This window comes from Paenibacillus sp. FSL H7-0940 (genome assembly GCF_037979415.1).
Classification (GTDB): domain Bacteria; phylum Bacillota; class Bacilli; order Paenibacillales; family Paenibacillaceae; genus Paenibacillus; species Paenibacillus amylolyticus.
Genome location: NZ_CP150280.1, coordinates 648870 through 661346 on the forward strand (window position 1 = coordinate 648870; position 12477 = coordinate 661346).

Below are 12477 nucleotides of genomic sequence, written 5' to 3' on the forward strand. Positions count from 1 at the left end.
GATTAGGTATGCATAATCGACTCATTGCAATCATTGGCGCAGGGGTGATGGGATGCGCCACAGCACTGGATGTCGCGAGGGCTGGTTATCGTGTAATTTTGCAGGATATTTCGGCGTCGGTCATCGAACACGCCCCTGATGTTATACGTCGTGAATATCGTTCAGCTTGCTTTCTGAAGCAAGGGTACGGTCAGGTGCCCCTGGATCAGATCATGGAACGGATCTCGTTCCAGACACAAGATGAAGGTGTGGAAGAGGCAAGTATCATTATTGAAAATGTAACCGAGAACCTGGAGTTGAAAAAGGAAGTTTATGCACGACTATCCCACAAGGTTCGTCCGGATGTTTTATTTGCGCTAAATACAAGCTGTATTTCCGTGACAAAGCTCGCTTCATTTTTGCCTGACCCAGGTCGAGTCATTGGGGTGCATCTGATGAATCCGGTTCCCGTTAAATCCATGGTGGAGGTGATCAAAGGACATCATACAACACAGGGTACTGAACATGAGATGGTAGCGTTTTTGGAAACTCTTGATAAAAGTCCAGTTGTCATAGAGGATCTGCCCGGGTTTGTCTCTAATCGCCTCTCGCACTTGTTAATGAATGAAGCGGCTTACATTGTACAGGATGGAATCGCTACACCCGAGCAGGTGGACGCCATTATGAAGAAGGGCTTCAATTATCAGATGGGGCCGCTGGAGACGGCGGATCTGATTGGTCTGGATACGGTCGTGCATTCATTGAAAGTATTGTACGACAGCTATCAGGATCCCAAATTCCGATGCTGTCCGATGTTGCAGAAAATGGTTGATGCAGGACAGTGGGGGCGGAAGACGGGTCAAGGTTTCTATGCCTACTAAGATGAAGGGTGGCATGACCATGGAAAAGCTCAAGGATATCAAGTGTATCGTTTGGGATCTGGACCACACCATATGGGATGGGGTTTTGCTTGAATCTGCAGATGTGCAACTGAAGCCGGGCTTAAAGGAGGTGATTGAAAAACTGGACCAGCGAGGTATTTTGCATTCTGTTGCCAGTAAAAATGATGCAGAGTTGGCTTGGGCGAAACTAAACGAACTGGGCATCGCCGAATATTTTCTGTATCCCGAGATCCATTGGGATGCAAAATCCGTCTCTGTTCAGCGGATTCAGCAGAACATTAATATCGGCATGGATGCCATTCTGTTTGTGGATGATCAACCTTTTGAACTGGAAGAAGTGCAAAGTGTACATGCTGACATCCAGGTACTTCATGCGGATCAATATGAAGCCATGCTTGATGACCCAAGGCTGATGCCCCGATTCATTACAGCCGACTCTGCGTGCAGAAGGCAGATGTATCAGGCGGATACGCTCCGTAAACAGGCTGAAGAACAGTATGCAGGACCTTCAGAACAATTTCTGGCTACGCTCGGCATGAAATTTTCCATCTACGAGGCTACTGAGGATGACCTTCAACGTGCAGAGGAACTTACCGTCCGTACCAATCAGCTAAATGCAACGGGAATTACCTACAGTTACGAGGAGCTGCATCAACTGATGACTTCGCAGGACCATATGTTATTGGTGTGTGAACTCGAAGACAAATACGGAACGTATGGCAAAATTGGGCTTGCACTAATTCACATGCAGCAGAAGGTATGGCGGCTAAACATGCTTCTGATGTCTTGCAGAGTGATGTCCAGGGGAGCAGGGAGTGTACTGCTAACGTATATCATGCGTGAAGCTCAGAAGCAGGGCAAACAGATGCTTGCGGACTTCAGGGATACCGGAAGGAACCGGATGATGAATATCAGCTACCGCTTTGCCGGTTTCAAGCAGCAATCTGCAGATCAGGAAGGAAGAGTACTGTTTCATCATGATTTACAGCAGGCTGTAGAGTTTCCAGACTACATTGAGGTTTTAGTGCCCGAGGGGCAACATCAATAACAAGGGGGAAGGGCAGTGGATTATCGTCAGGAAATTCGGGAGTTTATCGGGAACAACCTCACCATGGATCATGAGGACACTCAAATTAATGATAATGACAATTATTTTGAGCAGCGGTTCGTCAATTCGCTCTTTGCGATGCGTTTGGTGGACTTTGTAGAGCGTAGATTCCAGATTGAGATAGCAAATGAAGATCTGGATTTGGCTAATTTCTGCACGATTAACCGTTTGCATGATCTTATTGAGAGAAAGTTGACTGAGAAGGAGGCGGCACTATGATTACAGCTAATCAGGCATCCATTCGTCCAGTCACAAGTCCGGCAACCAGCCCGTCCAACAAATATATGTATTTGTTTTTGGGAATTTCCTTTGGCACATGTTATGGAATCGCAAGTTTGTTCATGTTCTTTGCGGATTTTATTGTACCCATAACAGGTGAGTTAACCTTGATGCATCCACTTGCGATCGTTGCTCTGTATTCACCTTCCATTGCCGGATTAATTACATGTTATGTGATGGGCGGAAAGGAAGCATTAAAAGGAATGTTTATGAAGCTGGTTCCGCGCAGACAGGACCTGTTCTGGATACCGCTCATTATTGGAATTTCCATCATCTTTGCATCAACAATGCACTTTGGTTCCTTGTTATTCGGCATACCGGTCCCTGAACTGACATATAGTGTACCTGAAATGATCTGGTTGGGGATTGTGAATCTGATCAAGGAGACGGGGCTGATTGGTGGGCTGTTTGGCTGGATCGGATTTTTGCTTCCATTCTTGCAAGGGAAGTTAAAAAATAATATAACAAGTGGTCTGATTACCGGCCTGTTGTTCGGATTATGGGTGCTTCCGGGATACTTGATTTCCTCTTTTGGCACCTCAACCACTTACATATACTACGTTGTTCAGCTTATGGCATTTATCGTGTTCCAAAGTTATATCTTCAATGCAACCAAAGGTACACTTCTGTTTTATCTGCTTGCATTCTGGCTTGTAGCTACAGGAAGTCAAATTGATTTGTACTACTTTAATCCGCAAGTTCAAATTATGCAATTTTTCTTTTTTGCAATATCGGCTATTGTCATCCATGTCATCTTCAAGCGTAAAAATGTGGATACTTCACTTCAGACATTTCCTGCATATGTTCTGGAAAGAAAGTAAGCCTGGTTATGGTGGTGGATAAGTGATGGAACCGATCTATTTGGAGCAACTACAAAAGGGGGAGGGAAACAGACAAATGGTCTGTTTTCCTTATCTCGGTGGCAACTCCAACAGTTTTCAGCCCCTAGTGCCGTACCTTCCTGACACGGAAATTTGGGCGTTTACGCCCCCGGGTCATGGTCTGAACACCGAAACACCTCTGGAGCATATGCAGCAACTCGTAGAACTGTATACCAGCAAGCTGCTGGATGTTATACAGCCCGGCAGTCTGTTATTTGGACATAGTCTGGGAGGGATTACAGCCTACTTCGTTGCGCAGCGCTTATGTCAGGAACGTCCAGATGTAGCTAAAACGCTACGGCTTGTGTTATCTGCCTGCAACACGCCTGACGAATGCGGGATGCAGAATTATGATCGGATGTCAGACGAAAATCTGATTGATCATCTGTTTTCCTATGAAGCGCTCCCGCAAGAACTGATACATGAAAAAGAATTATTGAATTATTTTCTGCCCGTCATTCGGGCGGATTTCAGGATGCTGGAATCTGCAGCAACGCTTGAATATGAGCCGCTCTCATTGCCGGTATTGTATCTGTGGGGAGAACGGGACCGTACCGTTACCCTTCAATCAGCGTTGAGATGGGGCCGATATTTTGGCACATCCATGAAGCTTCAAACCATCAAAGAGGGTGCTCATATGTTCATGATGCATCAACCTTCAACGGTGGCGCATTGTCTGACAAGCTTTATGACTCCAGCTAAATAGGAACAACTTGTAGATGAGAGGAGCCATGTTCGTTTATGCTGCTACGAATGCTGAGAAACGATATAACGAGAAAAAAAGGGATTACGGCTGCGTTATTTATTTTTGTACTGCTGGCCGCCTTGCTGGTATCTTCGGGGTCACGAATGATTATGGAACTGACGAGTTCCATCCAATATCTATTTTCTGAATCCAAAACACCACACTTTGTGCAAATGCATGCCGGAGAGATCGATCAAGCCAAAGTGAACACATGGGCTGAAGAAAATGCCATGGTCCAGCAGCATCAGATTGTGGAAATGGTCAACATTGACGGCTCTAATCTGTTTCTCGGAGCAGAGTCCGAAAAGAACAGTGTTATGGACATTGACTTTGTTACACAGAATCAGGGTTTCGACTATTTGTTGAATCTGGACAGTGAGATTATTCAGGTCAAAGATGGCGAGATCGCGGTTCCGGTATATTACATGCAGCAAAAAAAATTGAGCGTGGGCGACCAGGTTCGGATCGATAATGGTCAATTTGAGCGTTCTTACACCATCGTTGATTTTGTCCGTGATGCTCAGATGAATCCATCGGTTGTGCACTCCAAACGGTTTATCGTGAGTGCAGGGAATTTGCAAGAACTGAAGCAGAGCATCGGAGAGATGGAGTATCTCATCGAATTCCGGTTGACGGATCCCGGACTGACGAGTGAATTTACCCAGGCTTACCAAAATGCCGGACTTCCTAACGCGGGTCCAGTCGTAACCTATGGGCTGTTCCAGGTACTGAATGCCATGACCGACGGAGTTATTGCAGCTGTTATTATTCTGGTCAGTCTTGTGCTGATTCTGATTGCGATGCTTTGCATCCGATTCACGATGCTTGCGACCATCGAAGAGGATTATCGTGAGATTAGTGTCATGAAAGCGATTGGAATCGCAGAGAAGGATATTAAGAGACTGTATCTGATGAAGTATGTATTTATGGCGGGATTTGCATCCGTGCTTGGTTACATTGCATCACTTGGCGTTAACAGACTATTTGTTTCCAACATCATGTTGTATATGGGAAAAGCACCTGCAACCCTGTTGCATTTCGCGATTCCGTTATTAGCCGCTGGAATAATATTTGCCATGGTTGTTCTGTTCTGTCGAACGGTACTGCGGCGTTTTCGTTCCATCTCCGCGGTGGATGCTCTCCGTACCGGGAGCCTGGGAGATACACAGATCATTCGAAACCGGCTTAGTTTGTCCCGCAATCGCTGGTCTTCCGTACCTGTCTTTCTTGGTCTGAAGGAAGTCATACAGCGAATCAAGATGTTCCGATTATTGTTATTTGTCTTTGTAGTCAGTTCATTTATCATGATTGTGCCGGTCAACTTCCTGAACACTTTGCAGGCGCCAAGTTTTATCTCTTATATGGGTGTTGGACAAAGTGATATTCGTATTGACTTGAGGCACACAGACGATGTGGAGCAGCGTTATGACAATCTGGTTGCCCAGATCCAAAATGATAAAGACATCAAAACGTATTCCCCATTGGTAACAAGCCAGTTCAAGATTAAAAATGCGGAAGGAAGTTACGACAATCTGAGTGTAGAAACTGGGGATTTCAGTATTTTCCCATTGTCTTATGTTAGCGGTAATGCGCCAACAACCGAGAATGAAATTGCGTTATCTGATGCCAACAGTAGCGAGCTGCGCCTGAAGACTGGTGAGCAACTTACCTTGCTGGTTAATGGCAAGGACCAGATGATGACGGTCAGCGGAATATACCAGGACGTTACGAATGGTGGCAAAACGGCGAAGGCCTTATTGCCCTACAACAAGGATAGTGTGTTGTGGTATGTGGTCAGTTTGGATCTGAATAATCGCGGGGACATGGCTACCAAAATTGCTGAATATGAGGCGGCTTTCTCGCCAGCCAAAGTAACCGATCTTCAAGGTTATCTGGATCAGACGTTAGGCGGAACCATCCAACAATTGAAAATGGTGACGATGCTGGCCTTGGTCATCGGTGTCTTCATATCTATTTTAATTACAGCACTGTTCCTTCAGATGTTAGTAGCCAAGGACAACAACGACATTGCTGTACTAAGAAGTCTTGGGTTTGCCTTGTCTAAAATCAAGTTCAAGTATGTCGTGATGTCACTTGTCATATTAATCTTAGGGGTTGTTACTGGAACGATATTGTCCAATACGTTGGGTCCGTTGCTGGTTAGTGCCATTATGTCGACGTTTGGTGCTTCCAATATTGTTTTTGTTGTTGACCCGTTACAGGCATATGTTTTGTGTCCATTGTTACTTGCAGGCACGATTGTACTGACAGCATGGATTAGCATCCAATCGATCAAGGAAACGAGCATATCCAAAATGATTGTCGAATAGGGAGGATCAACGATGACAACTATACTTGAGGCTAAAGACGTGAATAAATCCGTAGCGATCGGCGAGAATGAAGAACATAACATCTTGAAAGATATCAACCTTCAATTAAAAAAGGGAGAATTTGTTTCCATCATGGGGCCATCTGGCTCAGGCAAGTCTACCTTACTGTACAACATAAGTGGTATGGATCAGATTAGTGCTGGAAGTGTCTATTTTAATGGCAAAAAAATATCGGCATTTGAGGAGAGGGATCTGGCAAGTCTACGTTTGACCAAGATGGGATTCATCTTTCAAAATATTCACTTGCTCAAGAATCTGAATCTATTGGACAATATCGTACTTTCCGCGTATCTGGCCAAGAATAGCAGCAGAGAAACGATTAATACACGGGCGATGTCATTAATGAAAAAAATGGGGATTGATGAGCTGGCTGGGCATAACATCACCCAGGCCTCAGGCGGACAGCTTCAACGGATTGCCATTTGCCGTGCGCTGATCAATAATCCAGATATTTTATTCGGCGATGAACCAACGGGGGCGCTGAATTCCAAATCAACGTATGAAATCATGGATATTCTGGGCGATATTAATGCAACAGGTACAACCATTCTGTTGGTGACCCATGATGTGAAAGTCGCTGCCAGATCGGAACGTGTATTGTTTATGATGGACGGTAAGCTGGTTGCAGACAGAAATATTGGAAAATATGCAAGAGAGCGTCAGGATCTAAAAACAAGGGAAAGCCATTTGGCGCAATGGTTGACTGAAATGGGGTTCTAAAAAAAGAACTCCATGACTACAATAGACCGACAGTCGGTCGAACGTATCGGAGGCCAGGATATGAGACTGATAAAAAACCCGGAAGAACGCAGGAACGAGATTTTGGATGCCGCCGAGATTCTGTTCATAACAAAGGGGTACACCAAAGCTACGGTCATGGATATCCTTCAGGCGTGCAACATTGCCAAGGGTACATTTTATTATTATTTTCAGTCCAAGGAAGAGGTTATGAACGCCATCGTTATGCGTTTTATTCTGAGTGGGGAGGCATCGGCCAGGCACGTGGTGTCCGATCCCAAACTGAATGCCCATGACAAAATTTTTCGCATCATGATGGCGCAGAATCAGCCTGACGGCAGAAAACATGATCTCATCGAGCAATTGCACAGTGTTCATAATGTGGAGATGCACCAAAAGAGTCTTGTAGAGACGGTAATTCGATTAAGTCCCATCTTGGCCGAGGTGGTAGAGCAGGGCATTCAGGAGGGGGTATTTCATACACCTAACCCAAAGGAATCCATCGAATTCCTGCTCGTATCGTCACAATTTTTGCTGGATCGAGGCATCTTTCAATGGGAGGAGGAAGAACTCCAAAAAAAGGTTGAAGCATTCACACATATTATGGAACGTGTGCTGGGAGCAGAACAAGGAAGCTTCGCCTACGTCACTCGTCTTTATTTTCCGAATCAAGGTTAGCCGAGAAAGGAGTATTATCCATGGAACATACCGTTCAAAAATCATTTAAAAAGTTTCTGGTCGTATGGTTTGGTCAGCTCATCTCCATGATTGGGATTGGACTTACAGCCTTCTCCCTGGGGGTGTATGCCTTCGAAAAAACGAATACGGCAACAAGTGTTGCATTGATTACCTTATTCACGTTTCTGCCGAATATCCTGCTTCGACCTATTGGAGGGGTACTGGCAGACCGATTCGACCGTCGAACGATGATGATTATCGGCGACCTGGGGTCGGCAGCCGGTTTGATTTTCATTCTGTCCATTATGCTCACAGGTGATATCCAATTATGGCATATCTATGTGGGAGTGGCCTTTAGTTCCGTGTTTTCCGCGTTGCAGAGCCCGGCATATAAGGCCTCTGCTACGGACCTGCTGGATAAGGAACAATTCTCGAAAGGAAGCGGTCTTGTACAACTGGCTGAATCCTCGAAGTTTCTGTTTTCACCGATCATTGCGGGCATTCTGCTTAGTATAACAACTATTGAAGTCATTCTGGTCATTAATATTCTGACATTCCTGATTGCCATTCTGGCTGTGCTGGTTATTCGGAAGAGCATGAAGGTGGAGCGAGAGGATCGAGAAGGAAAAAACTGGATCACCGATATTCAAGAGGGCTGGAGAGAAGTTGTAACCAACAAGGGAGTACTGTTGCTGGTGGTGATTATTTCACTTGTCACCTTTTATCTGGGATTCCTGGAGACACTCATTGGTCCGATGCTTCTGTCATTCACGGATGCAAAGACACTTGGAACGTTTCAGTCTGTTAGCGCCATCGGCATGCTGATTAGCAGCTTGTGCATCGGCATATTTACAATAACAAAGAGATACGCAAGTGTGCTTGTGATGGGTCTAATTTTGTGCGGCTTGTCTTTCTCGCTTCTGGGGATATCCACCAACATTTATTTTATTATCTTCGCAGGTTTTCTGTTCCTGTCATCGCTGCCGTTTGTCAATATGAGCGCAGATGTACTGGTGCGAAACAATATCGCCAACGATAAGCAGGGCAGGGTATGGGGAATCATTGGTATTCTGTCACAACTCGGGTTTATTATCGCGTACAGTTTGGCTGGTTTTCTAGCCGACCATGTGTTTAATCCGTTACTAATGGAGGGGGGAGCACTGGCTTCGTCTGTTGGTCAAATTATTGGAACTGGGCCAGGCAGAGGTATTGCCTTTCTGTTTATCATCGCGGGTCTGTTTGTTATTCTGATCGCAATAATCACATCCCGTTTGAAAATGATCAAATCTCTGGAGCAGAGCCCAGATATAGCGGCTCCATCCGATGTTGGCGGGTTGGCGCACGATTAATTCGAATCCAACAGCGTAAGCCCTTGTCCGCAGCAGTGTGTGATACTTCTTCTGTACGAAGAAGTTATTCACACGATGAGCAGACAAGGGCTTTTTTGTGCTGAGGAGTCAGCAGATGTACTTAGACAAGAGTGTTTGTGTATTTGGATTGTTCGGTGGAGCTTACCCTTTAACCGCCCCTGAAGTTAGTCCTCCTACAATATACTTTTGCCCAATGAGGAACACAATCAACACAGGCAATGATGTGAGCACGATATCGGCACTGACCAGATTCCACTGGGCACTGAATTGTCCAAAGAAGTTATATACAGCCAGCGTCATCGGCCACATCTCCACTGTATTCAACATATAGAGTGGGGCAGTAAACTCATTCCAGACACTCAGGAAATTAAGAACAAATACCGTTACCAGCACCGAGGTTAACAAAGGTACAATGATTCTCAGAAACAGTTTGATCCCATTACATCCGTCCATGATCGCGGCTTCATCCAGCTCCTTCGGGATGTTAGACACAAACGCATATGTAATGAACAGCGAGATTGGAATACCCATAGCCGTATAGAGCAGAATCATGCCGACATGTGAATTGATCATACCCATCGACTTCATCACTTCCATCAGCGGAATGTAGTTGAGTGGCAGCGTGATGCCAAGAATCAGGAAGAAGTACAGAAACTTGCTGAACCTCGAATGGTTACGGGATAACGTGAAGGCCGAGAAAGCCACAACAAACACCAATAGCAGGGAAGAAGCCCCGGAATGCAGCAGACTGTTGAAAAAGGAACCTCCCAAGTGTCCTTGTTCATAGACGATTTTGTAATTTTCGAAGATAAACTTCTCGGGCAGCGTCAGCTTCAGCACTTTGGCCTCGGCGTCCGACTTGAATGAATTCAGTACAATGACCACAAAAGGAATCAAGACCACCAGGCTAAGCAGCCAGGCGAGTGCATTTAACCCGATCGAAGCCAATCTTTTTCTCAATCGCATGTCAGTATTCCACCTTTCGGTTCATCAAACGAATGATGAAAAAGGAGATGATTGCCATGATGACAAACAGAATGGTAGATAGCGCACTCCCCAGTCCCCAATACCCTTTGGCAAAAGAGGAATAGACCGCCGTGTTAATCACATCTGTCGCGTTACCGGGGCCACCATTGGTTAACACGTATACGGCATCGAAAACTCTCAGCCCATATGTAATATTAAGCACCGTGGCGATGGTAATGGTAGGCATCAGCATCGGAATCGTAATTCGGAAAAGCTTCTGCCCGAACCCGGCGCCATCAATGGATGCTGCTTCGTAATAATCACGTGGAATCGCGAGCAGTCCGGCGATGAACAGCACCATGATGTACCCCATGCCTTTCCACGTATCCACTGCCATAATGGATGGCATGGCCCAGGTCAGGGAGCCCAGCCAGTTCTGGGCGAGAACGTCTAGTCCCATGGAACGCAGAGTTACGTTAACGAACCCGTTGTTTGGGTCGAGCAGACTTTTGAAAACAAGCCCAACAATCAGGAACGATAGCACCTGCGGGGAGAAAATGATCATCCGGTGCAGATTGGCGGCCTTTACACCGCTGACCAACAGTAGAGCCAGGAACAGGCCCAGAACCGTCTTGGCGATGGATGTAACGAGGGTGAACAGGACTGTGTTTTTGATAAAAAGCAGATAGGTCGGATCACCCGCCAGAATAGTACGGAAATGCTCCAGACCAATAAAGTTCTTCTCCGAACTATAACTGTTCCAGTCGGTGAAGGAATAATAGATGCCCAGCAGGGCGGGAGCGACAATGAACAGTAGATATAACACAATTGCTCCAGATGAGAAATACCAGGGATAGATTTTGTTTGCATTCATAATCCGTAACACCTTTCCTTCCTGCCAAAATACATGAGCGGGCAAATGCCCGCTGCATATAACGTTGTTCAGCGTTTATATTTATCTGAAATATGTGCTGTTACTGCCACTTCTCATCTTTCAACACTTTGGCTTGTTCAGCACGACGTTTATCAATATTTTGCAAAATCTGATCCGGTGTCATTGCTCCGGCGAACATACCTGACAAGTCCTTGCCAATATCCATCCATTGTGGATCAATGTATTTTACAGCGGCCTGCATAACCGTACCTTTTTCATGATCTTTCTCATAGTCGATGTAGTCCTGTGTCAGCTTTGGTTCGATTTCCGGCCAGCAGATCGTCAGGTTACCTTCACCTTCATCGAACACACGCTGCAGATGATCATGCTGGGTAATCCAGCGGAAGAATTTCAGCACTTCTTCGGGATGTTTACTGTTTTTGTTACCAAACATCGCAGCCGATCCGCCCGGGTTCACACCAATCGTCTGATTATCTCCCCATGGCATGACGAAGAATCCCATATTGTCTTCCATTGCCGGATACGCTTCGGACACTTCCTTTTCCGTCCCTGGAACCCGCAGCAACATCGCTGCTTTCTCCTGACCAAACGCCTCAATTCCCGCTTCTACCGTATTGGACAAGAAGTCTTTGCCGAAATAACCGAGATCCGCAAATTCTTTTAACTGTTCAATGACCGTCTTAAGCTGTGTCATATCTGCGACTTTCATCTCATTGTTGTTTAATTTCTCGTAGGTTCCCGCTGTTGTTTGCTCATAGTTAGGTCCCGTTTCGAACAAAGGCAGAACCTGATACCACCCGCTGGCAGGTGCCTGATAGAACGGAATAATGTCTTTATCCTTAATTTTCTGGCTGATAGCCTTGAATTCGGCATAGGATGTAGGAGGCTCTATGCCGAGCTCTTGGAAGATACGTTTGTTATAGTACACATACCAGATTTTCGTTGGTGCAAAAGAAACCCCATACACTTTGTCATTGTGACTGACAGTTGGCAAAATCTCTTCAGACATCCGACCTGTGAATTCCTCATTGGTTAGGTCAATGGCATTTTCCTCCGGTCTTACGTTAGCCGGCATGCTCAGTGGGTCCACATCGACATTGAAAATGTCAGGTGCTTCGCCAGAGGCCAGCTTCACCTTGATCAGGTCACGCCACTGTGCGTCAGGGACGACCTGGAAGTCAATTTTGACACCCGTCTCCTGCTCATATTCCTTGGCCATCGTCTGCATGATGCCTGTACGCGGAATACCGGATTGACTTGTTCCAAACGTGAGAGTCACCTTACCCGAACCTTCCGTACTTTTACCTGAGTTGCACCCGGCAAGCAGCAGAGTGGAGAGCAGGAGCACACTTACAAGCGAAAATAGAAATCGTTTTCTCATCATTGAACCTCCCGGAATATAAAGAAAATTGTCACTTGCCGAAACGCTTAATGTAAGCGTATTCTTATGTGGATAACTTTACTGTGAACAGCAGATGTGCTCAATAGACAAAAGCGTTCTGTTGGGTGGACATTTTCGAATGGTGTGACAGATATCATCATAGGA

12 protein-coding genes are annotated in these 12477 nt (G+C 45.7%); 9 read left to right on the forward strand and 3 right to left on the reverse strand.

Annotated elements, in window-relative coordinates; translation table 11 throughout:
* Nucleotides 1-8 precede the first annotated feature (8 nt).
* Genes MHB71_RS02670 through MHB71_RS02710 form a run of 9 tightly spaced genes read left to right on the forward strand, consistent with a single transcriptional unit; the run spans nt 9 to nt 9049 of the window.
* Nucleotides 9-860: a 3-hydroxyacyl-CoA dehydrogenase family protein gene (locus MHB71_RS02670; protein ID WP_047843827.1), complete on the forward strand. Its 852-nt coding sequence runs from the start codon at nt 9-11 to the stop codon at nt 858-860.
* 19 nt (nt 861-879) lie between these two features.
* On the forward strand, nt 880-1929 hold the full coding sequence (locus MHB71_RS02675) for an HAD-IIIC family phosphatase (RefSeq protein WP_340028802.1): 1050 nt from the start codon (nt 880-882) through the stop codon (nt 1927-1929).
* 15 nt (nt 1930-1944) lie between these two features.
* Nucleotides 1945-2208, forward strand: a complete 264-nt coding sequence (locus MHB71_RS02680; protein WP_017687156.1) for an acyl carrier protein — start codon at nt 1945-1947, stop codon at nt 2206-2208.
* Nucleotides 2205-3089, forward strand: a complete 885-nt coding sequence (locus MHB71_RS02685) for a hypothetical protein (RefSeq protein WP_017687157.1) — start codon at nt 2205-2207, stop codon at nt 3087-3089. Before MHB71_RS02680 ends, MHB71_RS02685 begins: the two co-directional genes overlap by 4 nt.
* 25 nt (nt 3090-3114) lie before the next feature.
* A complete protein-coding gene (locus tag MHB71_RS02690) occupies nt 3115-3855 on the forward strand; it encodes an alpha/beta fold hydrolase (protein WP_340028803.1) in 741 nt (246 codons plus the stop codon).
* A gap of 35 nt (nt 3856-3890) precedes the next feature.
* Nucleotides 3891-6224 carry an FtsX-like permease family protein gene (locus tag MHB71_RS02695; protein WP_340028804.1) on the forward strand — a complete coding sequence of 778 codons (2334 nt, stop codon included), beginning with the start codon at nt 3891-3893 and terminating at the stop codon, nt 6222-6224.
* Nucleotides 6225-6236: 12 nt separating this feature from the next.
* Nucleotides 6237-7004 (forward strand): ABC transporter ATP-binding protein, encoded by a 768-nt coding sequence (locus MHB71_RS02700; RefSeq protein ID WP_047843824.1) that lies wholly within the window; start codon nt 6237-6239, stop codon nt 7002-7004.
* 60 nt (nt 7005-7064) lie between these two features.
* Complete coding sequence (locus MHB71_RS02705) at nt 7065-7700, forward strand: TetR/AcrR family transcriptional regulator (protein ID WP_036615194.1); 636 nt, start codon at nt 7065-7067, stop codon at nt 7698-7700.
* Between the two features lie 20 nt (nt 7701-7720).
* Entirely contained in the window at nt 7721-9049 is a 1329-nt protein-coding gene (locus MHB71_RS02710) for an MFS transporter (protein ID WP_340028805.1), read from the forward strand.
* Nucleotides 9050-9211: 162 nt separating this feature from the next.
* Here MHB71_RS02710 and MHB71_RS02715 read toward each other — a convergent pair whose 3' ends face one another.
* From MHB71_RS02715 to MHB71_RS02725, 3 genes are all read right to left on the reverse strand, one after another.
* Complete coding sequence (locus MHB71_RS02715; protein ID WP_340018004.1) at nt 9212-10036, reverse strand: carbohydrate ABC transporter permease; 825 nt, start codon at nt 10034-10036, stop codon at nt 9212-9214.
* 1 nt (nt 10037) lies between these two features.
* Nucleotides 10038-10910 (reverse strand): sugar ABC transporter permease, encoded by an 873-nt coding sequence (locus MHB71_RS02720; protein WP_017687164.1) that lies wholly within the window; start codon nt 10908-10910, stop codon nt 10038-10040.
* Between the two features lie 100 nt (nt 10911-11010).
* Entirely contained in the window at nt 11011-12315 is a 1305-nt protein-coding gene (locus MHB71_RS02725) for an ABC transporter substrate-binding protein (RefSeq protein WP_340028806.1), read from the reverse strand.
* Between the last annotated feature and the right edge of the window lie 162 nt (nt 12316-12477).